At 66.8% G+C, this 22690-nt stretch carries 16 protein-coding genes; 6 read left to right on the forward strand and 10 right to left on the reverse strand.

Annotated elements, in window-relative coordinates; translation table 11 throughout:
• Nucleotides 1–124: 124 nt before the first annotated feature.
• The 3 genes from QCE69_RS32495 to QCE69_RS32505 form a co-directional block, all read right to left on the reverse strand.
• On the reverse strand, nucleotides 125–2863 hold the full coding sequence (locus QCE69_RS32495; protein ID WP_309935025.1) for an MGH1-like glycoside hydrolase domain-containing protein: 2739 nt from the start codon (nucleotides 2861–2863) through the stop codon (nucleotides 125–127).
• A gap of 119 nt (nucleotides 2864–2982) precedes the next feature.
• On the reverse strand, nucleotides 2983–4932 hold the full coding sequence (locus QCE69_RS32500; protein ID WP_309935026.1) for an amylo-alpha-1,6-glucosidase: 1950 nt from the start codon (nucleotides 4930–4932) through the stop codon (nucleotides 2983–2985).
• On the reverse strand, nucleotides 4929–5414 hold the full coding sequence (locus QCE69_RS32505) for a nuclear transport factor 2 family protein (protein ID WP_309926722.1): 486 nt from the start codon (nucleotides 5412–5414) through the stop codon (nucleotides 4929–4931). Before QCE69_RS32505 ends, QCE69_RS32500 begins: the two co-directional genes overlap by 4 nt.
• Nucleotides 5415–5646: 232 nt before the next feature.
• Here QCE69_RS32505 and QCE69_RS32510 point away from each other — a divergent pair, with 232 nt between their 5' ends.
• On the forward strand, nucleotides 5647–6807 hold the full coding sequence (locus tag QCE69_RS32510) for a hypothetical protein (protein ID WP_309935027.1): 1161 nt from the start codon (nucleotides 5647–5649) through the stop codon (nucleotides 6805–6807).
• Nucleotides 6808–6827: 20 nt separating this feature from the next.
• On the opposite strand, the gene QCE69_RS32515 is transcribed toward QCE69_RS32510, so the two are convergent.
• The 6 genes from QCE69_RS32515 to QCE69_RS32540 all read right to left on the reverse strand — a co-directional run bounded on the left by QCE69_RS32515 (nucleotide 6828) and on the right by QCE69_RS32540 (nucleotide 17407).
• The gene (locus QCE69_RS32515) at nucleotides 6828–8069 is read right to left on the reverse strand and encodes a DUF445 domain-containing protein (protein WP_309935028.1); all 1242 of its coding nucleotides are present in this window, start codon (nucleotides 8067–8069) and stop codon (nucleotides 6828–6830) included.
• A 47-nt stretch (nucleotides 8070–8116) separates the two neighbouring features.
• On the reverse strand, nucleotides 8117–8536 hold the full coding sequence (locus tag QCE69_RS32520) for an ACT domain-containing protein (RefSeq protein WP_309935030.1): 420 nt from the start codon (nucleotides 8534–8536) through the stop codon (nucleotides 8117–8119).
• Entirely contained in the window at nucleotides 8526–14354 is a 5829-nt protein-coding gene (gene uvrA, locus QCE69_RS32525; protein WP_309935031.1) for an excinuclease ABC subunit UvrA, read from the reverse strand. The genes QCE69_RS32520 and uvrA overlap by 11 nt, the downstream gene beginning before the upstream one ends.
• Before the next feature lie 176 nt (nucleotides 14355–14530).
• A complete protein-coding gene (locus QCE69_RS32530) occupies nucleotides 14531–15421 on the reverse strand; it encodes an alpha/beta hydrolase (protein ID WP_309935033.1) in 891 nt (296 codons plus the stop codon).
• An 85-nt stretch (nucleotides 15422–15506) separates the two neighbouring features.
• On the reverse strand, nucleotides 15507–16634 hold the full coding sequence (locus QCE69_RS32535) for a M14 family metallopeptidase (RefSeq protein ID WP_309935034.1): 1128 nt from the start codon (nucleotides 16632–16634) through the stop codon (nucleotides 15507–15509).
• A 2-nt stretch (nucleotides 16635–16636) separates the two neighbouring features.
• On the reverse strand, nucleotides 16637–17407 hold the full coding sequence (locus QCE69_RS32540; protein WP_309935035.1) for a transporter substrate-binding domain-containing protein: 771 nt from the start codon (nucleotides 17405–17407) through the stop codon (nucleotides 16637–16639).
• 117 nt (nucleotides 17408–17524) lie between these two features.
• On the opposite strand from QCE69_RS32540, the gene QCE69_RS32545 reads away from it, so the two are divergent.
• A complete protein-coding gene (locus QCE69_RS32545) occupies nucleotides 17525–18457 on the forward strand; it encodes a LysR substrate-binding domain-containing protein (RefSeq protein WP_309935036.1) in 933 nt (310 codons plus the stop codon).
• On the opposite strand, the gene QCE69_RS32550 is transcribed toward QCE69_RS32545, so the two are convergent.
• On the reverse strand, nucleotides 18442–18960 hold the full coding sequence (locus tag QCE69_RS32550; RefSeq protein ID WP_309935038.1) for a DUF6496 domain-containing protein: 519 nt from the start codon (nucleotides 18958–18960) through the stop codon (nucleotides 18442–18444). The two genes, QCE69_RS32545 and QCE69_RS32550, sit on opposite strands and share 16 nt — an antisense overlap.
• A 430-nt stretch (nucleotides 18961–19390) precedes the next feature.
• Between QCE69_RS32550 and QCE69_RS32555 the strand changes: the two genes are divergently transcribed.
• The 4 genes from QCE69_RS32555 to QCE69_RS32570 all read left to right on the forward strand — a co-directional run bounded on the left by QCE69_RS32555 (nucleotide 19391) and on the right by QCE69_RS32570 (nucleotide 22683).
• Entirely contained in the window at nucleotides 19391–19567 is a 177-nt protein-coding gene (locus QCE69_RS32555; protein ID WP_309926739.1) for a Flp family type IVb pilin, read from the forward strand.
• 70 nt (nucleotides 19568–19637) lie between these two features.
• Nucleotides 19638–20147 (forward strand): prepilin peptidase, encoded by a 510-nt coding sequence (locus QCE69_RS32560; RefSeq protein ID WP_309935041.1) that lies wholly within the window; start codon nucleotides 19638–19640, stop codon nucleotides 20145–20147.
• Between the two features lie 12 nt (nucleotides 20148–20159).
• Complete coding sequence (gene cpaB, locus QCE69_RS32565) at nucleotides 20160–21119, forward strand: Flp pilus assembly protein CpaB (RefSeq protein WP_309926743.1); 960 nt, start codon at nucleotides 20160–20162, stop codon at nucleotides 21117–21119.
• A 46-nt stretch (nucleotides 21120–21165) separates the two neighbouring features.
• Nucleotides 21166–22683 carry a type II and III secretion system protein family protein gene (locus QCE69_RS32570; protein ID WP_404987710.1) on the forward strand — a complete coding sequence of 506 codons (1518 nt, stop codon included), beginning with the start codon at nucleotides 21166–21168 and terminating at the stop codon, nucleotides 22681–22683.
• Nucleotides 22684–22690: the final 7 nt, after the last annotated feature.

The following is a 22690-nucleotide window of genomic DNA, read 5'->3' on the forward strand; positions in this document are numbered from 1 at the left end:
GAGTGCCGGTTGATGGCATGACTCATCATTTTCTCCGTGGTCTCGCTTCGATTGTTTCGAAGCAACCATACGAAAACGGAGAACCCGCCACCATCGGACGATTCCGAAACCGCCGCGCGCCGCTTTACTTGGCGCCGGCGAACTCCTGGACTTCGGCATCGGCTTCGCCGGCGAGCGGCACGACGCCCGACGGCCCCGACGCATGCGGATGCAACAGCAACGCAACGAGCCCGCTCCAGCCCGTCTGATGCGAGGCGCCGACGCCGCGCCCGTTGTCGCCATGAAAGTATTCGTGGAACAGCACGAGGTCACGCGAACGCGGGTCTGCCTGCAATTGCGGATAGGCGCGCATCACGGGACGCTCGCCGTTTGCATCGAGCAGGAACAGCGTGCTGACGCGGCGCGCGAGTTCATCGGCGATCTGCGCGAGCGAAAACTTCTGGCCTGACCCGGTCGGATATTCGACGCGGAAGTCGTCGCCGTAATAGCGGTGAAACTCGCGGATCGATTCGATGAGCAGGAAGTTGACCGGCATCCACACCGGGCCTCGCCAGTTCGAATTGCCGCCGAACACGCGCGAGTCCGACTCGCCCGGCAGATAGCGGATGCTGAAGCTTTCGCTGTTGTGATAGAAGACGAACGGGTTGTCGAGATGGACGCGCGACAGCGCCCGCACGCCGTGATCCGAGAGGAACTCGGTTTCATCGAGCATGCGCTTGAGCAGCGCCTTCATGCGATGCCCCCGCAGCAGGGACAGCAGCACGCTGTTGCCGCGCCCCGCGATATTCCAGCGCGACACGAGCTTGGCCAGATCCGGACGATGTTCGAGGAACCAGTGCATGCGGTCGCGCAGTCCCGGCAGCGAGCCGTGCACGCGCGGCTCCAGCACATGCACGGCAAACAGCGGACTCAGCCCGACGATCGAGCGGATGCGCATCGGCACGTTACTGCCGTCCGGCAGGCGCAGCTTGTCGTAGAAGAACTCGTCTTCCATGTCCCACAGGCCGGTATCGCAATCGTCCTCGCAGCTCACGGCCTCGGCGATGTACAGGAAGTGCTCGAAGAACTTCACCGCGATGTCGATGAACACCTTGTTCGCATACGCGAGTTCGAGCGCGATGCGCATCAGGTCGAGCGCATAGGCGGCCATCCACGCGGTGCCGTCGGCCTGGTCGATGTGACCGCCGGTCGGCAGCGGCGACGAGCGGTCGAAGATGCCGATGTTGTCCAGCCCGAGAAAGCCGCCCTGGAAGATGTTCTTGCCGTCGGCGTCCTTGCGGTTGACCCACCACGAGAAGTTCAGCAGCAGCTTGTGGAACACGAGTTCGAGGAAGTCGCGGTCGCTCTTGCCGGTGATCGCGCGGTCGATCTCGTAGACCCGCCACGTGGCCCACGCATGCACGGGCGGATTGGCGTCGCCGAAGGCCCATTCGTAGGCGGGCAATTGTCCGTTCGGATGCTGATAGCGGTCTTTCACGAGCAGCAGCAATTGCCGCTTGGCGAATTCCGGATCGATCAGCGCGAAGGCCGCTGCATGGAACGCGAGATCCCACGACGCATACCACGGGTATTCCCACTTGTCCGGCATCGACACGATGTCCGCATTGCACAGGTGCCGCCAGTCCACGTTGCGCCCGAAGCGCCGCTGTTTCGGCGGCGTGGGCTGCAAGGGATCGCCGTCGAGCCAGCGGGTGACGTCGAACTGGTAGTACTGCTTCGACCACAGCATGCCGGCCAGCGCCTGCCGCTGCACGAGCCGCTGATCCACGCCGGCGATGTCGTGCTGGAGCGCGCCATAGAACTCGTCCGCTTCGGCGATGCGGCGCTCGAACAGGGCATCCGCGTCGAGCGGCACGGCATCGGGCGCCGATTCGGGCCGCCAGCGCAGATAGACCACTGCGCGGCCGTGCGGCTCCAGCGCGAGATGCACATGAGCCGCGGCGCGCGTGCCGGAGGCGCGGCAGATGGCGGTCTCGTCGCCGTTCACCAGGTAATCGTTGAAGCCGTCCTTGAACGGCCCTTCGCCGTCCATGCCGTGCAGGCGCCGGACATTGGTTTCGTTTTCGCAGAAGAGCCAGTCCACCGCCGCGTCGTCCGCCGACCACGCCGTCACCACCATCGGCTCGTGGCCGGTCTGTTCGGCGAGCACATAGGTGCCTCGGCCCTCCACCGTCTCCTGCGTGAGCGACGGCTTCACAGGCGTCGGCCGCCACGACCAGCTGTTGCGCGCCCAGATCTGCGGCAGCACGTCGAGCGCGGCTGCCACCGCGCCGCGATTCTCGACGGTCACGCGCATCACGATGTCGTCGGGCGTGTGCTTCGCGTATTCGACCTGCACGTCGAAGTAGCGCTCGCCGTCGAAGACGCCGGTGTCGAGCACTTCGTACTCGGGGACTTCCGCGCTGCGCCGGCCGTTTTCATCGACGAGATCGGCGTAGGGAAATGCCGCATGCGGATACTTGTAGAGCATGCGCATGTAGGAATGGGTCGGCGTGCCGTCGAGGTAGAAGTACAGCTCCTTGACGTCTTCGCCGTGATTGCCCTCCTGGTTCGTCAGACCGAAGAGCCGCTCCTTGATGATCGGGTCCGCGCCGTTCCACAGCGCCAAAGACACGCACCAGTTGAGCTTGTCGTCGCCGAACCCGGCGAGACCGTCCTCGCCCCAGCGGTAGGCGCGGCTGCGCGCGTGATCGTGGGGAAAGTATTCCCAGGCGGTGCCGAACTCGCTGTAGTCCTCGCGCACCGTGCCCCATTGACGCTCGCTCAGGTACGGTCCCCAGCGCTGCCAGTGCGCGCAATCGGCCGAATGGAGCCGTGAGCCCTCGACGGTGTCGATCTGATTGACGGGGCGCGATTTCGGCATGAACGTCTCCTGAAGTGCGGGCGCGCTGAACCTCGCCCGGACCTTGTCCAGGCCATGCGCGAACCCTCTGGCAAGAGCCGTAATTTAGCGCGTTTGGGCACGCGGCGCGCGCGCCCTGCTCAGTCCGTGCCGAGCCGTTTCTCGATGCGCAGCAACTCCGCCAGCGACCACGCCTGGAACGGCGTGCCGCCGGGCGTGTGCGGCGCGTCGCCATCGGCGACTTCGCTGATGTGATCCAGCCCGTAGCGGTCGAGATGCGCATACAGCGGCGTCAGGAAGCGCTCGCGCGCGCCCGCCACGCCATGCACGCGCACCCAGGCCTCGACGAACGGCCCCAGCAGCCACGGCCACACAGTGCCCTGGTGATACGCGCCGTCGCGGTCCAGCACGCCGCCCGCGTAATGCGGCCGGTACGCCGGGTCCGAAGGCGCGAGCGTGCGCAGGCCAAGCGGCGTCAGCAGTTGCGCTTCGACCTGCGCGACGACCGCGCGCGCCACCTCGCCGTCCACCAGCGCGAACGGCAGCCCGCCCACCGCGAAGATCTGGTTCGGACGCACCGCGCGATCCACCTTGCCGGGCTCGTGGTCCACGTCGACGACATCGTAGAGCGTGTGCGTGGCCGGATCGACGAAGCGCGCGGTGAACGCGCTGTGCGCCCGGTCGCGCAGCGTCTGCCATTGCGCGCTCCACGCCGAGCTTGCCGACAGCGCATTGATCCACAGCGCCTGCACCTCCACCGGCTTGCCGATGCGCGGCGTCACGACCCAGTCGCCCGCCTTTGCATCCATCCACGTGAGCTGCACGCCGGGCACGCCCGCGCGCAGCAGGCCGTCGCTGTCGGCAGCGATGCCGAAGCGCGTGCCGCGCGCATAGCCGTCGAGGATCGCGCCGGCCGCGCGTTGCAGGCGGCTTGCCGTCGCGGCATGCGCGTGGCCCGTCGCGAGATAGTCCTGCACCGCGACGACGAACCACAGCGATGCATCGACGGAGTTGTATTCCGGCAGGCCGCCGCTATCGGGAAAGCGGTTCGGCACCATGCCTTCGGAGATCGTGCCGGCCCATTCGAGCAGGATGGACTCGGCTTCATCGTGACGGCCCGACGCCAGCAGCAGGCCGCGCATCGAGATGAAGGTGTCGCGGCCCCAGTCCGTGAACCACGGAAAGCCCGCGATGATCGTGCGGCCGCCGCTGCGATTGACCACGTAGGCGTCGGCGGAGCGCGCGAGCCGCGAGCCGAACGCCGCGCGCCGCTGCGTTTCGGTCGCGGCGAGACGCGCCGCATGCGCGAGCGCGGCCTCCGTGTCCGGCCGCTCCGCGCCGGTGTGGGCGTGCAGGATCATGACGGCGTCGGCGTGCGCGAGGTCGAAATGGAAGACGCCCGGCGCCGCGAGATCTTCGATGAAATCCAGACCGCGCTCGCGTTCGCGGGCATAGCAGAAGTTGCGATACCAGTCGGGCGCATGTTCATACTCGCCGTTCGCTTTCACATCGATGACGGGCAGATCGCAGTACGGACGCCACTGCACGCGCTCGCCCTCGACGGTGGCATCGAAGCCGAACGCGGCATTCTCGTGATGCAGCGCGTGGTAGTCGCGTCCGGAGACCAGCGGCCGCACGTGCAGACGCGCGTTCCCGTTCTGCCAGGCGGACGGCGTCGCGCCCTCGAAACGCCAGCGCAACACGGTCGCGCGGCTCTCCTTCGCGACGAACACCTCCGCCACGATCACCGCGTCGACGCCCACGCGAAAGCGCCACGTAGGCCAGGGCGATGTGTCGAAGGAAAGCAGGCTGGCGCGGACATCGGGATAAAGGACGTCCGGCGCGTAACGCTGCATGGTCAGCGGATAGCGCTGGCCGTCCGCTTCGAGCCATGCCACGACGCCGTTGACGAGCGTGACGCGTCCCGCCGGCGGCTGCGTGGCCGCGAGCAGCAGCGCGTGATAGCGCCGCGTGCGCACGGTGCCCGCGGTGCCCGATGCAAAGCCGCCGAAGGCGTCCGCCTCGAGCCATTCGTCTTCGAGACGCGCGTCGTCGAGGGGCGCGTGGTCCGTGCTTTCGATGCGTGTCATGGCGCGGCCTTGCGGTACTTCAAGCGATAGTCGTTCAGCGTGCGGCGCGCCCGGCTCTGGATGGCGTGCTGCATCTGCGGCGTCCAGCCCAGCAGCCAGCCGCTCGGCCCGAGTGCCTGGCGGCTCCAGCGCCAGAGATCGAAGACGTCGGTGTGTTCGGCGATGAGCCCGTCGCGGATCGCGAAGCGCGCCTGGATCTCGTTGACGACGGGCCTGCCGGTCGCGGAATACGTATAGCGCGCCACCACTCGCGCGCTGGCCACCTGGCCGATGGACTTGATGCTGTCGAAGGACAGCGAGAAGTCGGCGGCCCGGCCGAGCAGCATGCGCCACATGTCGCCGGCCTCCTTGCCGCGCAGTACGCCAAACGCGGGATCCTGGAACAGGATGTCGGGCGCGTAGCAGGCGGCCATCGCTTCGGCGTCGAGACGCTGGAACGCGGTGTAGAACTGTTCGATCAGGGCGTTGTTGGGCTGGGGCATGGGATACGTTGCGCGCGCAAGAGGTTGAGGTGCGACGTCCGGCTCGCTGCTGCTCAGGGGGCCGGGTGCACACATCATATCGCTGGCGGACCAGGCGGGTTCCGTGAAGCGTCCGCGAAATATTCCATTACCGCCCGGGCAGTGGCTCCGCAGGGAATAGTGCTCCATCCGCGCACTTCCATCAGTTGGCTCATTGGCGCGGCCAGATGAGCCGAACGCAACAGGAGCCCGCATGGCCATACAACCGGTAACCGGCAAGGAGTCATACTGGGGCGACGTGCATCCGACAGAGAACCAGGTCAGGCTCATCAACCAGAGTCCAACGATGCAGGCAGACCTCCGGGATTACGGCGCGGCAGTCAGCTCGGGAGATATCCAGCCGATTGCGGTCGGCCCGGACAAAGGGACCTATTTCGAGGACGCTACGCAGCACCGGATCGTACTCGCCCACAACTTTGCCGGGTTATCCGACGGCAACTGGGTCGGGGCACTTTCACACGAACTCGGCCATTTCGAGAGTCGCAGCAACGACCGGGCGTTTGCGACCCGCTACGGCGTCAATCCACGCGATCCCGAGGCGTTCGACGTGGAAGCGATGCTGGGTTTGCGCGGCGAAGGCGAGGCGATCTACAACAACTGGAAAGTCGGCCAGGAAATCTTGCGGAACACCTCGACGCCGGAGCATCCCGGGATGCTCATCAACATGGCGGGCGAACAACCAGGCGGCCCAACCCAGCAAGCGCTCGACAGTCTGCACGCGTCCGATACGCAGTCGGGCCTGTCCGACGAACAGGACAAGAACAGACTGATCGACAGAGCGTCGAGCCTCAACGCCACGGAAACGCCCAGCAACGCATCGAGCGATTACTACGACTACTACGGCGGCGCAAACAGGAGAGTCGTGCCGCCCGGACTGGGTTCACCGACCGCCGCGCAACTGGGCGATCCGGCTGGTGACGGCAAGATCACGTCGATGAACGAAACCTATGCATCCGGCATGCAGGGCACGCAGCATTTCGGGGCCGATGGCAAGCTCACCTCCGCCGACCTCAGGGATGCCAACGGCAACCTGCAACAGCACATCGAGTATGCGCGGCAGACGGGCGGCGCCTACTCGGCCACGATTTCCGACGGTCAAGGCGTGGTGACGGAGAAGGACGATTTCGACAAGGACGGCGCGTCGGTTGCCTACACGTACGGCAAGGACGGCACGCAAACCACTCAGGCCTACGATTCTTCCGGCAAGCCACAAGGCGACGCGGTCACATCAAACTCACCGCCTGGCGCGACCCCGGCTGCCTCGGCACTGCCAGAGTCAACGGAGGCGGCGCAAACCTATGACGGCGTCCAAGAACCCAGCGCCGCGAGCAACACCGACCCCGACGCCGGCTGATCCGCACGAACCGCAGGCGTTCACAGCAACGCCGTGACCGCGTGAATCAGGATACCGACCGCGCCGCCCACCAGCGTCCCGTTCACGCGGATGAACTGCAGATCCCGCCCGATGTTCAGCTCGACATCACGCACGAGCGTCGCGTCGTCCCATTGCTTGACCGTGGCGGCGATATGCTTCGCGATGCCGTCGCGCAGTTCCGGCGCCAGCGCCTTCAGCGCGTCGCGCATGTGCTCGTTGATCGAATCGCGCAAGGCCGGATCATTACCGAGCGCCGAAGCGAATCCGCCCGCCATTGCAACCACCTTCGTGTGCAGCGCCGAGTCGGGCCGCCTGATGTCGGCATCGAGCCATGCGACGAATTCGTCCCACAGACCGTTCACGTAATCCCGCAGTTCCGGCCGTTCGAGCCATTCGCGCTTGTGCTCGTCGATGCGCGCCTTGAACGCCGGGTCCGTGCGCAGGCGTTCGACAAACCGCGCCACGGCTGCATCGAAGGCCAGGCGGCGTTCATGCTCCGGATCGCTGCTGACGTCGTGCAGCCACTGGTTAGCGCCGCGCACCAGTCCGGCCGCGAACTTGCTGCCGAGATCCTCGGCGTTCAATCCGACGAAGCCCAGCATGCCGACCAGCTTCGGATACTCCTCGCCCGCCACCGCGACGATGCGCGCCGCGAGCATCTCCTGCACTTCGGGCTTGTCGAGCCACGCGGCCATCTGCGCGAGCCCTTCGTCGAGCAGCAGCTGATGCCGACGATCCGAGGTCAGCGACGCCAGCACGCCGCCCGCCGCGCCCGCCAGATCGAACTGGTCCGCGCGGCGGCGCAGCGTGTCGTGCAGCATGGTCTTGATGCGGTCGTCATCGGCGAAGGACAGCAGTTGGCCCACCGCCGTCACCGCCTTCTTGCCAAGCAGCTCGGCGTTCTTCGGCTCGGCGAGCCACAGCGACAGACGGCTCGCCGGATCGAACGCGTTCACGCGCGCCACCAGCGCATCGGTGCCGAGAAAGCGGTCGCGGACGAACGCGGCGAGGTTGTCGCCGACGCGCGCCTTGTTCGCCGGCAGGATCGCCGTGTGCGGAATGGGCACGCCGAGCGGATGGCGGAACAGCGCAACCACCGCGAACCAGTCGGCGAGCGCGCCGACCATCGCGGCCTCCGCGAACGACGATACCCACGCCCAGATCCCCTCATCGTGCCGGCTCTTGGCGAGCGCGAACAACGCGCCCGCCGCGATCAGCAACGCGAAGGCGAACCACTTCATTCTTTTTAGCGCAACGGCTTTGTCCTGCGTTTCCATCTGGTGTGCTTTCAGGGTTTCGAAGAGGCCGCCAGCATACCAGCCCGCTTCTGCAAGGAAAGCAGCGCGTCCATGGCGCGCGGGGCATCGTCGGCGGGCACGAAGAGATGATCGTGATACGCCGCCGCCATCACGTTGCAACTGATGCCCGCCTCGCCGAGCGCCTGCGCGAACGCCGCCGTCAGTCCCACCGCATGCAGGTCCGAGTGCACGGTCAGCGTGATCCACGCCGCGCGGAACAGCGGCGTCAGGCCCGCCGCCTGCGCCGCGTGTTCCTCCATCACGACCGTCAGGCCCTCGCGCTCGCGAAACGTCGCGATGACGTCAGCGCTCGCGGGCGCGCTTCCATGCGTCACCGATGCGAACACATACACGCCCGGCTGAAACTCGGGCTCCATCGCCGCGAGCAGCGCACTGAGGTCACGCAGCATTTTCAGCGGGCCTCGCACGTGCCAGCACCGGCCGCAACGCCGTGCCCGTGTGGCTGCGCGGATGCGTCGCCAGCGTGTCCGGGTCCGCCGCCGCGACGATCATGCCGCCGTTCACGCCGCCTTCCGGACCGAGATCGAGCACCCAGTCGGCTTCGGCGATCACGTCGAGATCGTGCTCGATGACGATCACGCTATGCCCGCCGTCCACCAGCCGGTGCAGCACGCGAATCAGCTTCGCGACGTCGGCCATGTGCAGGCCGACCGTCGGCTCGTCGAGCACATAGAGCGTGTGCGGCGGCTTCTGGCCGCGCCGCGTGATGTCGTCGCGCACCTTCGACAGTTCCGTCACGAGCTTGATGCGCTGCGCCTCGCCGCCGGAGAGCGTCGGCGAAGGCTGGCCGAGCGTCAGATAACCGAGGCCGACATCGCGCAGCAGTTGCAGCGGATGCGCAATGCTTTGCATCGACGAAAAGAACTCGACGGCCTCGTCGATCTCCATCGTCAGCACTTCGCCGATGTTCTTGCCGCGCCACGTCACCGCCAGTGTTTCCGGATTGAAGCGCTGGCCGTGGCACACGTCGCACGGTACCTTCACGTCCGGCAGGAAACTCATCGCGATGGTGCGCACGCCCTGGCCCTCGCAGGCCGGGCAGCGTCCCTCGCCCGTGTTGAACGAGAAACGCGACGGCGTATAGCCGCGCGCGCGGGCTTCGAGCGTATCGGCGAACAGCTTGCGGATGGTGTCCCACATGCCGATGTACGTAGCCGGACACGAGCGCGGCGTCTTGCCGATCGGCGTCTGATCCACTTCGAGCACGCGGTCGATCGACTCGAAACCGCTCACGCCGCTGCACCCCTGCCACGCATGCTTGACGTCGAACTTCGGCCGCGGCGCTTCGCGCGCGAGCACGCTGGCGCGCGATCCCGGCGCCGGCTTGTCGGCCTGCGCCGACTTGCGCGCGCGCCGCACCGCCGGCGACGACAGCACCGAGCGGCCGACCGCATCGAGCAGGTTGGTCATCAGCACGTCGCGCGCGAGCGTCGACTTGCCGGAGCCGGACACGCCCGTGATCGCGACCAGCCGGTTCAGCGGCACGCTCGCCGTCACGTCGCGCAGGTTGTGCAAGGTGGCGCCTTCGACCGTCAGCCATTGCTCCGGCACGGCGGCGCGCTTCGCGGTCGCAGCGCGCACCTCGCGGCGCGGCTGCAGCGGATGCACGATCGGGTTGGCGAGGAACTGGCCGGTCAGCGACGCCTTGTGGGCCGCGAGATCCGTCACGTTGCCCTGCGCGACCACCGTGCCGCCGCGCTTGCCCGCGCCGGGCCCGATGTCGATGATGTGATCCGCGCGGCGGATCGTGTCCTCGTCATGTTCGACAACCACGAGCGTATTGCCCTTGTCGTTGAGCTTCTTGAGCGCGGACAGCAGGATCAGGTTGTCGCGCGGATGCAGGCCGATGGTCGGCTCATCGAGCACATAGCACACGCCTTGCAGATTGCTGCCGAGTTGCGCGGCAAGACGGATGCGCTGCGCTTCGCCGCCGGAGAGCGTCGGCGCGGCGCGGTCGAGGCTCAGATAGCCGAGCCCGACTTCTTCGAGGAACTGCAGGCGCCCTTCGATCTCGCTCACCACGTCACGCGCGATATCCGCGTCACGTCCTGTCAGCCGGAGCGTCGCGATCCATTCGCGCGTATCGCTGACGGTCCAGCGGCCCACTTCCGTGATCGGATAATTGCCGAACGTGACCGCGCGCGCGACGTCGTTCAGGCGCGTGCCTTCGCAATCCGGGCACGGCTGATCGACGATGTCGTCCGGCTCCTGATCCACCGAGCCGATGGTCTGTTCGCGGCCGCGATCGTCCTGTGCGAACAGCGTGTCGTCGAACGCGGCGCGCTGCTCGCGCGTCAGCTTCACGCCGGTGCCCACACAGGTGTTGCACCAGCCGTGCTTGCTGTTGTACGAGAACATGCGCGGATCGAGTTCAGGATAGCTCGTGCCGCACACGGGACACGCCCGCTTGGTCGAGAACACGCGCATTTCTTCCGCGCCGCGGCGCTTGCCGTCGGCCCAGGAACCGTACAGATCATCGAGCGGCGCGAGCAGATGCATCACGCCCTTGCCGATTTCGAGCGTGTCGTCGAGCAGGCGGCGCAGTTCGGCTTCGTTCTCCGGGGTCACGATCAGATCCGCCACCGGCAGTTCGATCGTGTGTTCGCGGAAGCGGTCGAGCTTCGGCCACGGGCTCACCGGCAGAAACTCGCCGTCCACGCGCAGATGCGTGTTGCCGCGCGCCTTCGCCCACTTCGCCAGATCGGTATAGACGCCCTTGCGGTTCACGACGAGCGGCGCAAGCAGCCCGACGTGCGCGCCCTTGAAGTCGCGCATGATCTGCGCGGCAATCGATTCCGAACTCTGCGACTGCACCGGCGTGCCGTCGTGGATGCAGTGCTGGATGCCGAGCTTCACGTACAGCAGGCGCAGGAAGTGCCAAACCTCGGAAGTCGTCGCGACGGTGGACTTGCGCCCGCCGCGCGACAGGCGCTGCTCGATGGCGACCGTCGGCGGAATGCCGTACACGGCGTCCACTTCGGGGCGGCCCGCCGGCTGCACGATGGAACGCGCATACGCGTTCAGCGATTCGAGATAACGGCGCTGGCCTTCGTGGAACAGGATGTCGAAGGCGAGCGTCGATTTGCCCGAACCCGACACGCCCGTCACCACATTGAACTTGTTGTGCGGAATATCGACGTCGAGCGACTTCAGGTTGTGCTCGCGCGCATTGACGATGCGCACCACGTCCTCGCCCTGCAACGCGCGCCGTGCGCTCGCCACTTCGGCGGCGAGTTGCAGCGGCACGCCGGCGCGCTCGGCTGCGCCCGGAGCCATGGCTTCCTCGTAGTCCAGCAGCGCCCGGCCGGTATGCGAGTGTTCGCAGGCGGCCACCTCGTCCGGCGTGCCGACGCACACTACCTGACCGCCACCGTCGCCACCTTCAGGACCGAGATCGATGATCCAGTCGGCGGCGCGGATCACGTCGAGATTGTGCTCGATCACGATCAGCGAATGGCCGCGTTCCAGCAGCCGGCCCAGCGCGCGCATCAGCTTGGCGATGTCGTCGAAATGCAGGCCGGTGGTCGGTTCGTCGAACATGAAGAGGCGGCTTTCCGCTTCGCCGCCCTTCTTGCCCTTGGTGCCCTGCGACGTCTCCGCGAGAAAGCCCGCCAGCTTCAGGCGCTGCGCTTCGCCGCCCGACAGCGTCGGCACCGGCTGACCCAGCTTCACGTATTCGAGCCCGACATCGACGATCGGCTGCAGCACGCGCAGCACTTCCTTGTCTTCCGCGAACAGCTCGACCGCTTCGCTGACGGTCAGTTCGAGCACATCCGCGACGCTCAGGTGCCGCCCGCCGCGCTCGATCTTCACTTCGAGAATCTCGGCGCGGTAACGGCGGCCATCGCAGTCCGGGCAGCGCAGGTAGACATCGCTCAGGAACTGCATCTCGACGTGCTCGAAGCCCGAGCCGCCGCAGGTCGGGCAACGGCCATCGCCGGAATTGAAGCTGAACATGCTCGCGCTGTAGCCGCGCTGGAGCGCGAGCGGCGCCTTCGCATAGAGCTTGCGGATTTCATCGAACGCGCCGACGTAACTCGCCGGGTTCGAGCGCGCCGTCCGGCCGATCGGCGATTGATCGACGAACACGACATCGCTCAGCTGCTCCGCGCCCTTCAGGTCGCGGAATGCGCCGGGCGCTTCCGTCGCCTTGCCGAAATGGCGCATCAGCGCGGGCGCAAGCACGTCCTGGATCAGCGTCGATTTGCCCGAGCCCGACACGCCCGTCACGCAGACGAGCCGCTGCAACGGAATCTCGACGGTGACGTCGCGCAGATTGTGATCGCTCGCGCCTTCGAGCACGAGGCGCGGCGTGTTCCTGTCGACGGCGCGCCGGTTCCAGTCCGACGCATGCGCCACCTGCTTGCGGCCGCCGAGATAGGCGCCGGTGAGCGTATCGGTGGACTGGATGTCGCCGGGCGTGCCGTCATAGACGATCTGCCCGCCGCGCTCGCCCGGCCCCGGTCCCATGTCGATCAGACGATCCGCCGCGAGCATCACCGAAGGATCGTGCTCGACGACGACGAGCGTATTGCCCGCGTCGCGCAGCCGGTGCATGGCCTCGACGATGCGGTTCAGGTCGCGCGGATGCAGCCCGATGCTCGGTTCATCGAGCACGAAAAGCGTGTTCACCAGCGACGTGCCGAGCGCGGTGGTCAGGTTGATGCGCTGCACTTCGCCGCCGGAGAGCGTGCGGCTCTGGCGATCGAGCGTCAGATAGCCCAGGCCGACATCGCACAGATACTTGAGGCGCGTGCGCACTTCGGCGTGCAGCAGCTTGAGCGCTTCGTCGAGCAACGTGGACGGCAGCGTCAGCGAATCGAAGAAGCGGCGGATGCGTTCGATCGGCATCAGCATGAGGTCGTGCACGGTCAGGCCGGGCAGCGCTTCGAGCTGCGCGCGCGTCCAATCGACGCCTTGCGGCATGAAGCGATGCGCGGGCGACAGTACGGCATCCGCCTGTTCCTTCGTACCGAGACGCCACAGCAGCGATTCGGTCTTCAGGCGCGCGCCGGCGCAGACCGGGCACGGGGTGTAGCTGCGGTATTTCGACAGCAGCACGCGGATGTGCATCTTGTAGGCCTTCGACTCCAGATAGTCGAAGAAGCGCTGCACGCCGTACCACTGGTTCTGCCACTTGCCGGTCCAGTCGGGCGAACCCTTGATGACCCAGTCGCGCTCCTCCTGCGACAGCTCGTTCCAGGGCACGCCAAGCCGGATGCCCGCCTTCGCGCCGTAGCGCACGAGATCGTCCTGGTTTTCTTTCCACGCGGGCGTCTGGAGCGTCTTGACCGCGCCTTCGCGCAAGGTCTTCTTCTCGTCGGGAATCACGAGCCCGTAATCTACGCCGATCACCCGGCCGAAGCCCCGGCAGGTCTCGCACGCGCCGTAGGCCGAGTTGAACGAGAACAGCGCCGGCTGCGGGTCCGCGTAGCGCAGGTCGCTCTCCGGGCTGTGCAGGCCCGTGGAGAAGCGCCAGATGTCCGGTTCGCCCTCGTCCTTCAGCACGTAGACATCTACCCGGCCGGTGCCGCGCAGCAGCGCGCTTTCGATCGCCTCCAGCGCGCGCGAGCGTTCGGTGTTCTGGAGCCGGAACCGGTCCGCGACGACGTCGAGCATCTGCCGTCTGCCGCTCGCAGTTTCGATGTGGCGCTTCGCCTGCACGCGCGTGTAGCCGCTCGCGGACAGCCATTGCTCGACTTCCGCGTCGCTGGCGGTGTCGGGCAATTCGACGGGAAACGTGATCGCGAGACGCGGATCGTCCGCGCGCGTGCGTTCGAGCAGTTCGGCGTAGATCGTCTCGGGCGTGTCGTGGCGCACGCGGTGCGAGGTCTTTTTGTCGAACAGCTCGGCGGCGCGGGCGTAGAACAGTTTCAGATGGTCGTTCAGCTCGGTCATCGTGCCGACAGTCGAGCGCGAACTGCGCACCGGATTCGTCTGGTCGATGGCGATGGCGGGCGGCACGCCGTCCACGCGCTCCACTTGCGGACGGTCCATCCGGTCGAGGAACTGGCGCGCGTAGGCGCTGAAGGTTTCGACGTAGCGGCGCTGGCCTTCCGCGTAGAGCGTGTCGAACACGAGGCTCGACTTGCCGGAGCCGGACGGGCCAGTCACGACCGTCATCTGGCCGGTGTGCAGGTCGAGGTCGAGATTCTTGAGATTGTGCTGACGTGCGCCGCGGATGCGGATTGCGTTGTTCGATGCCAATTTGTCAACCGGTTCAATGAGTTGGGCGGCCGTTCACGGCCTCGGGCGAGGTGCGCGCGAGTTCGGAAGCGCACAGCTGCCGCAGCGAACAGTACTGTACACGCATACAGTGGTTGTCGCCAAACGTGTCGGGAGTGTCCGTCTGGGGTGCGCAAGACGCTCGCCTGATCGACGGGTCACTCCAGATGGCGGAGCACTTCGGCAGCCACGGCGTCGGGGGCCTCGCGCAGCGGAAAATGCCCCGCCCCGTCGATCACGACGCGCCGGTAGCCCGCCTGAAAGTGGGACTCCTGGCCTTCCGAGCTGGCGGGTTCGTCGCAGGCATCGGCGCCGCCCTGGATCATCAGCGCGGGCACGCTGATGCGCTCGATCGTCCCGAGGCGCGCGTACAGGTCGGACAGCCTCGGATCGGACGGCTGATCGCCGCGCCAGCGCCGCCGATATGCGTTGAGCGTGATCGGCACCCAGTCGGGATTCTCGAAGGCGCGTGCGGTGATGTTGAATTCGGCCTCGTCGAACCAGCCGGGCGGCGACCACGTGTCCCACTGGATGCGCGCGAAGCCCTTCGGATCGGCGGCGACGGCGTCCGGGCCGCCATCGAGCGACATGAACCACTGGTACCAGAAACGCCGCGCCTGCGAAAAAACCGGCAGGCGGAACGCGCCGCGCGGCTGGTAGGCCAAGGCGAGCGCGGCCATGCGGCGCACCCGCTCGGGAAACAGCGCGGCAAGCGTGTAAGCGGCGCGCGCGCCCCAGTCATGGCCGACGACATCGAATTGGGCGATGCCGAGGGCGTCGGCGAGATCGATTGCATCCTGGGCAAGCGCGACGCCGGAGCCGTCGCGAACCGTGTCCGGCGAGAGGAAACGCGTGCCGCCCGCGCCGCGCAGCTCCGGCACGATGGTGCGGCGGCCGGCGTCGTTGAGGCGCGCGGCGACCGGGTTCCAGGCGCCGGCGGCATCGGGCCAGCCGTGCAGCAGAAGCGTGACCGGACCGTCGCGGGGGCCGGAATCGGCGAAGGAAATGTCGAGCGTCGGCGTGCGGGCGTGGAGAGCGAAGTCAAGCATGGCGAGACTCCTCAACGGGAACGCGAATGGGGGAAGGTCATTCTAGCGACGCGGCGTCGGGCGTGCTTGGCGTGCCCGTCCCCGCTCAAGCCCCGATCAACACGCCGCTCCTGATCGGCGTCTCGCCTGTTACGCGCCCCATCGGCGCTCCGGCGGGCACGAAGCGGATCGCGCGCCGCATGTAGAACACGCCGTCATTGCGCGTGGTGACGGTCGTCACCGCGTCCGTGATCGGATCGACGATATCGAACACCGGATCGCCCGCCCGCAACCGCGCGCCCACCTTCGCCCGATACACGACGATGCCGCTCACCGGCGCCGTCAGCTGCTCGCTGCCCGCGAGCGGCGTCGCGGGCTGTTCGAGCGGCGGCGGCGTCTGCGCTTCGCCCTCGATCACGCCGCGCCCGATCAGGAACTGGACGATGGCTTCGGCATCGTGCGCAGCGGTGTCGTAATCGACGTCGCGTTGGCCGCGATATTCCACCGTCGCCGCGAGATTCGGCGCGGCGAGCGGCACGGCGGCGCCCAGACGCTCCCGAACCTGGTTCCACAGGAGCGCGTGGACTTCATCGAACGACTGCCCGCCGGAATCCGTCGCGAGCAGCACGCCGTTGGCGTCGAGATGGCGCGCGAGCGGTTCGAGCGCCGGCCAACTTGCCGGGCTGGTATACAGATGCACGGTCGCTTCGAGCGAGCAGTGCAGGTCGAGCACGATATCCGCCTGCGACGCGAGCCTGAGCAGCACGAGCCGCAAGTCTTCGAACTCGTTCTTCACCGTCGTCTCGCCGAGCAGCGCGAGCAACGCGGCGCGCAACAGACGCGCGTTGCGCGCGCCATCGTGCGGCGAGAACGGCTCCGCGACCCGCTCGATCAACGCGGCCGCGGTCGGCAGCGGAAAGCCGCGGTTGAAATTCTGGCCGCTGTTCGCCTCGAAGCGCCCGAGGAACTGCCCGAGCACATGCTGCGACAGCCCGATGGGATTCGCCACCGGCACCAGCACCACGGCGCCGCGCAGGCGGCCTTGCGCCTCCACTCCGGCGAGACGCTTCTTGAGGGCCCAGGCGGCGAGCATCGCGGGCGTTTCGTCGGCGTGCAGCGATGCCTGGATATAGACCTGCTCGCCCGCGCCCCGCGCGTCGCCGAAATGAAAGCTGACGAGTTCGCGCGTCGTGCCGAGCGTGGTCGAGAGGAGGGAATCGCGCTGGATGTGCATGATCAGTCGCCGTAGACATCGAAGTCGAAATACTTGCGGGCGATCTTCTGATACGTGCCGTCGGCGCGCATGTCCTTCACCGCGCGATCGACCTTCGCCTTGAGCGCGGCGTCGTCCTGCCGCATGCCCATGCCGACGCCGTGATCGCCCATCGAAAGCGGCTCGCCGACGAACCCGAAGCCCGCGCCGCGCGGCGTCTTCAGAAAACCGTGCTCGGCCTCCACCGAGCCGAGCAGCGCGGCATCGATACGGCCTGCCGTGAGGTCGTTCAGCACCCCTTCCATGCTCTGATAGGGAACCACCTCGACGCCGCCCGGCGCCCAGTTTTTCATTGCATAGGTCTCGAACTGACTGCCGCTCTGCACGCCGATCCGCTTGCCGCGCAAGCCGTCCGCGCTGGCCGTGAGCGGCGCGCCCTGCTTCGCGATCAGCCGCGAGCGGAACTGGAACAGCTTGTTGGAGAAGGCGATCTGCTTCATGCGCTTGTCGGTGATCGCCATCGACGACATGATCCCGTCGATCTTGCGCGCCTGCAGCGCCGGAATCATCCCAGAGAATTCGAGCTCGACCCACTGGCAATGCATGGCGATGCGGCGGCAGATTTCGTCGCCGAGATCGACGTCGAAACCGACGACGTGGCCGTCGGGGGTCTTGACGTCCATCGGCGGATAGCCGGGGTCGATGCCGAGCCGCAGGGTGTCGGCGTCCTTGGCATGAGCGGGTGCGGCAGCCGCGAGGATGGCGGCCAGCATGAGGGCGTGGAATCGGGGCATGGGGCGCGGTGATGAGGTTATTCAGGGTCTCGATACTACGAGCGCCCGATGCCCACCAGAAGAGGCAATTTGCTTATCATGTTCACTTTTCGTGATCGCCCTGTCGCGAACCTGACGATGGAACTGACTCTCACCCAATTGCGCATGTTCATCGCCGTGGCGGACGCGGGCAGTGTACGCGCGGCGGCGCGGCGGCTCGACGTCGCGCAGAGCGGCGTCACGCAGCACATGCGCAAGCTGGAGGCACAGGCGGGCGGCCCGCTGTTCGAGCGCGACGTGCGCGGAGCGCGCCTGACGCCAATCGGCGAGCGATTGCGCGTACGCGCGGAACTGATTCTCGGCGAGTGCCGCAAGACCGAAGACGAAATGCGTCAGCTTCAGGGCGATCTGACGGGCCGCGTGGCGCTCGGACTGTCGGCCGAAGCCACGATGCGGCTGTTTCCCGCGTTGCTGGAGAGCTATCGCGAGCGCTGCCCGCGCATCGACGTGCACCTGACCAGCGCGACTTCACGGATGCTGACTTCGTGGGTCCGCGAAGGCCGTCTCGATTTCGCGCTCGCGCTGATTGCGCCGGACGCGGACGTTCACGACATGGAAACGACGCCGCTCTTCGAATCGGCCGTCGCGGTGATTGCGCGGCGCGATCATCCGCTCGCGCGGGCCCGCATGCTCGCCGACCTGCGCGACGCACAATGGGTCAGCACGCGGCAACGCAGCGGCGAGACCGCGGGCAACCGGCTCTCCGCGCTCTTCGAAGACGCGCGCTTGCCCGCGCCGAGCATCGCCGCGACAACCGAAGCCGTGTTCGATACGCTGCATTGCATCGCCGCGAGCGACTATCTCGGCCTGGAACCGGCGGGCCTCGCGGCTCACCCGTTTTTCCGCGACCACGTGACCGTGCTCAAGATAGCCGAGCGGGCTGCGAGCACGCCGGTCTGCCTGGTGCGACGAGCGGGCGTGCCGCTGACGCCCGCCGCCCAGGAACTCGCGACGATGGCGCTGTCGTACTCGCGAATCGCCCGCAAGCGCCGCGTTCAGCGCGACGCGTGACGCGCGCGTGTTCCTTTCGATGCCGCCGCTGCATTGGCGCGGCGCGTCGCCCAGCCCTTCTTCGCCGCCGCCGAGCGATCCGCAGCCGAGCGATCCGCAGCCGAGCGCCTGCTCGACGCCGCATGGGTCTGCCGCGACAGCGCCTTGGGCGACGCGGCCCTCGTGCTTTCCCGCTTCAACGCACGGGTAGACGCCGCCGAGCGCTTCGCCTTCGACTCGGTGCTGGGGCTCTTCTTGGTGCGATGCGCGGCCTTCGTGTCCTGCGCGGCTTTCTTGCGGGTGGCGGCGGAGGTCGTGCTCTTGCTGGGCGCCTTCATCTTGACGCCGGAGCGTCGGGCCTCGGACAACCCGATCGCGATGGCCTGCTTCGCCGACTTCGCGCCGTGCTTGCCTTCGCGAATATGGTCGATCTGCTCCTTCACGAACGCGCCTGCCTGGGTGCTGCCGGACTTGCCTGCGCGCTTCGCTTGCGAAGCGCGCGCGAGAGTTTTCTTTTCGGGCATGTCAGACCTCCTCGAGTGAAGTGAAACTGCACTGATCCCGCGAGCAACGCATGTGCCCGCAAACGTTTTACGCGCCGACACGTCTCGACGACGGTCGACCCGCTCGCCGTCCGCCCGGATCCGTTCGATGCAACGGTTCAGCACGCCAATCGTTTGCTTGCTGAAGAGACAGAAAACGCAATCGTTTTCTGTTTCCAAAGGCGTTCATCTCAGCCGAAGCAAACGTTCGAATCTTTTCTGCAAACAGGGTTAAAGCCACTCAGACGCATGCCGTTAACGGGCTTATCCATAGCACCCAAGTCGAGTTGAATTAAGGCCTGTTTCGCCTTTTGTTCCAGCGATTGGCCAGGGCCGCCGTGGATATGATCCAAATCGGTAAGCAAATCCCTCTGGTACTGCAAGCCCAAACCTCACTCATCAAGGAAGCAACATGCAGAAATTCATCAAAGCCTTCGTCCGTGACGAACGTGGCGTCAGCGCCATGGAATACGCGATCCTCGCCGGCATCGTCGTGGTCGCGCTGGTCGCTGTCGGCAGCGCCTTCAGCACCAACATGCAAGACGTCTTCTCGAACCTGACCACGAAGGTCAAGGCAGCGGCGGGCTAAGCAGTCGAGCCACAGGTCCGGTCTTCACACGCCCGGACCTCAACCTGCCCTCCCCCGAATCGAGCCCATCGTGACCGCCCTGTCTCTCATCATTCGTCTTGCCGTGCTCGGCGCCTTGCTTTGGCTCGCGATCGCCGACGTGCGCACCCGACGCTTGCCGACGAGCATAGTTCTCACGATCGGCGCACTGTTTTTCCTCGATGCGTTCGTCGCCGGCATGTCGCTCGACGATGTCATCTCGCATCTGGTGCTCGCGGTCATCGTGTTTCTGGCCTGCGCGCTGTTGTTCGCTGCAAAGATGGTGGGCGGCGGCGACGCCAAGCTCGCATCAGTCATTTTTCTGTGGGTGGGATTCGGTCTTTCGCTCGCCACGCTGACACTCGTCTCGGTCATCGGGACCGTGGTGTCGCTCGTGAGTCTCGCCACCCGCAACATGAATCCGTCTCATCGCTCCATGCCGCTTCGCGCCCTCGCCATGTTTTCCGCGGCCCGCGGCGTTCCGTACGGCGTGGCGCTTGCCTTCGGCGGCGGCCTCGTGATCATGCTGCCTGCCCTGCTGCCCCTCATTTCGACGCGATAGGACGGCGTCCCTATGTCCAATATCATTAAATTTGCCGTACTGCTGGTCGGCGCGCTTCTGATCGCGCTGATCGTGCGCGTGGTCGTTGCGGGCGCTTCGCACCCGTCGAAGCCGGTCGTGACGAGCGAAAAAGTGCTGGTGAGCGCCGCGGATCTGCCGCAGGGCCTGCTGCTGCGCGACGAGGATCTCGCCTGGAAGGAGATCCCGAAAGCGCAATTGCCGCCGAATGCCATCGTCAACGGCGTGGAGGGAGCGCCCAGCCTGAAGGGCGCGCTGTTGCGCCATCCGGTCACGAGCGGCACCGTGCTGGTGTCCGACGACGTCTTTCTGCCGAGCGCGCCCGGCTTCCTCGCCGCGACCCTCAAGCCCGACATGCGCGCGGTCTCGGTCGCCGTCGACGATGTGTCCGGCAACGCCGGCCTGATCCAGCCGGGCGACTACGTCGATCTGCTGCTCACCCAGCAGATGGAGCGCCGCACCGACTCCCCCGATCTCGCAGTATCGAGCGAAACGGTGGTGGAGCACGTACGCGTGCTGGCCGTCGGCTCTGAAATCAAGCGGCCCAACAACAGCGGCAGCGGCGGCGCCGACGCGGATGTCGCCGTGGTGCGCGCCCGTACTGTCACCCTCGAAGTGACGCCGCGCATGGGCGAAGTCGTCGCGGTCGCGGCGCGGCTCGGCAGCCTGTCGCTCGCGCTGCGCAGCTTCGCGACCGTCAGCCGCGATCCGGCAGCGCCCATGGGCGCATCGGCGCCCGAGCGCAAGCCCATCTGGGCCGGTGACATTTCACGCGCCGTGCGGGACCTGCCGCGCCCGCGTCCGGCTCAGTCCGGTACGCCGAGCGCCACGCCGGCCGCCCCGCGCATGGTGACCATCTACCGCGGTTCCGAGAAATCGGATACGTCGACCGTCGCGCAGGCGGGCTCCGGCCAGGGCGTTCCGCCGCTGCCCTCCGTGCCCGCGGAGCGTTGATCCCGTGCCCTTGTTCGAACGCGCGCCATCGCCAGGATTCACATTCATGAAAACGCAGTTCAGTTGGAGTCGGCTCGCGAGCGGTATCGCGGGAAGTATCGATCAGACGCGCAGCGCGCCGGCGTTGGCGTGCGCAGCGTTGCTCGCGTGCACGGTCGCCCACGCCGCGCCGCCGGCGAAGCTGCCGCCGCACGCCGGCGCAGCCTCGCCCGTCCGCACCGCTTCGACGGACGCGATGTCGCCCGCCGCGCCGCAAGGCCCGCTCGTGCTGGACGCGAGCAAGGGCACGATGTTGTCGCTCAACGAGAACGCCGTATCGGTGTTCGTCGCGGATCCGACCATCGCCGACGTGCACGTACCCTCGCCGCGCGCGGTGTTCGTGCTCGGCAAGAAAACCGGCTCGACCACGCTCTACGTGCTCGGCGCCAATAACCGGCCGCTCGTGCAGCGCACGATCATCGTCTCGCGCGACCTGACCATGCTGCGCGGCATGCTCACCGCACGCTTCCCTAACGCGAACGTGCAGATCGGTACGGGACCGGGCACGCTGACGCTGAGCGGCCAGGCATCGAATCCGGCGGATGCCGACGCCATCGTGCAGACGGTGACGCCCTATCTCGCCGAGAAGGAAGTGCTGGTCAACCGCATGACGATCGACCGGCCGCTGCAAGTGCAACTGCGCGTGCGCATCACGGAAGTGGACCGCAACGTCACGCAGCAGCTCGGCATCAACTGGCAGGCGATGGGCAACGCGGTCGGCAACTTCTACGGCGGCGTCTTCAGCGGCCGTTCGATCTACAACCTGAACCAGCCGCTCACCGCCGCCAACGGCGCCGTGACCTATCCGGTCAACCTGCCGACCAACAACGCTTACTCGATTCTGGGCGCCTTCAAGACGAACAACGTGGACATCCGCGCGCTCGTCGATGCGCTGAACCAGGAAGGTCTGCTCACCGTGCTCGCCGAGCCGAATCTCGTCGCGCTCTCGGGCCAGACCGCAAGCTTCCTCGCGGGCGGAGAATTCCCGATTCCGGTGTCGCAAGTCAACGGCGCGATCACGGTCGAGTTCAAGCAGTTCGGCGTCAAGCTCGACTTCACGCCGACCGTGATGACGGACCGCCGCATCAGCCTGAAGGTTCGCCCCGAGGTCAGCCAGATCGACACGACGGCGAGCGTCACGACCGGCGGCATCACCGTGCCGGGCCTGTCGGTGCGCCGCGCGGACACCACCGTGGAACTGGCGAGCGGCCAGAGCTTCGCGATCGGCGGGCTGCTGCAGAGCAATACCAGCGACGTGGTTTCGCAGGTGCCCGGCCTGGGCTCGATCCCGGTGCTCGGCAAGCTGTTCTCGTCGACCAACTACCAGAACAACAAGACCGAGCTGGTGATCATGGTCACGCCGTATCTGGTCGAGCCGACCGATCCGTCGAAACTGCGTACCCCGCTCGATTCGCTGATCTCGCCGTCGAGCGATGTCGAATACAGCTTCCGGCGCCAGAACGGCGACGCGGCGGCTCAGGCCGGACAGCCGCGTCTTGTCGGCGCGGCCGGCTACGTCTATTGAGCCCGTC

The sequence above is a fragment of the Caballeronia sp. LZ032 genome (assembly GCF_031451315.1).
Taxonomy (GTDB): domain Bacteria; phylum Pseudomonadota; class Gammaproteobacteria; order Burkholderiales; family Burkholderiaceae; genus Caballeronia.

Bases quoted from the DNA above. Each gene is read 5' to 3' on its own strand.
- QCE69_RS32495 (WP_309935025.1), bottom strand. From the start codon at position 2,863: ATGCCGAAATCGCGCCCCGTCAATCAGATCGACACCGTCGAGGGCTCA.
- QCE69_RS32500 (WP_309935026.1), bottom strand. From the start codon at position 4,932: ATGACACGCATCGAAAGCACGGACCACGCGCCCCTCGACGACGCGCGT.
- QCE69_RS32505 (WP_309926722.1), bottom strand. From the start codon at position 5,414: ATGCCCCAGCCCAACAACGCCCTGATCGAACAGTTCTACACCGCGTTC.
- QCE69_RS32510 (WP_309935027.1), top strand. From the start codon at position 5,647: ATGGCCATACAACCGGTAACCGGCAAGGAGTCATACTGGGGCGACGTG.
- QCE69_RS32515 (WP_309935028.1), bottom strand. From the start codon at position 8,069: ATGAAGTGGTTCGCCTTCGCGTTGCTGATCGCGGCGGGCGCGTTGTTC.
- QCE69_RS32520 (WP_309935030.1), bottom strand. From the start codon at position 8,536: ATGCTGCGTGACCTCAGTGCGCTGCTCGCGGCGATGGAGCCCGAGTTT.
- QCE69_RS32530 (WP_309935033.1), bottom strand. From the start codon at position 15,421: ATGCTTGACTTCGCTCTCCACGCCCGCACGCCGACGCTCGACATTTCC.
- QCE69_RS32535 (WP_309935034.1), bottom strand. From the start codon at position 16,634: ATGCACATCCAGCGCGATTCCCTCCTCTCGACCACGCTCGGCACGACG.
- QCE69_RS32540 (WP_309935035.1), bottom strand. From the start codon at position 17,407: ATGCCCCGATTCCACGCCCTCATGCTGGCCGCCATCCTCGCGGCTGCC.
- QCE69_RS32545 (WP_309935036.1), top strand. From the start codon at position 17,525: ATGGAACTGACTCTCACCCAATTGCGCATGTTCATCGCCGTGGCGGAC.
- QCE69_RS32550 (WP_309935038.1), bottom strand. From the start codon at position 18,960: ATGCCCGAAAAGAAAACTCTCGCGCGCGCTTCGCAAGCGAAGCGCGCA.
- QCE69_RS32555 (WP_309926739.1), top strand. From the start codon at position 19,391: ATGCAGAAATTCATCAAAGCCTTCGTCCGTGACGAACGTGGCGTCAGC.
- cpaB (WP_309926743.1), top strand. From the start codon at position 20,160: ATGTCCAATATCATTAAATTTGCCGTACTGCTGGTCGGCGCGCTTCTG.
- QCE69_RS32570 (WP_404987710.1), top strand. From the start codon at position 21,166: ATGAAAACGCAGTTCAGTTGGAGTCGGCTCGCGAGCGGTATCGCGGGA.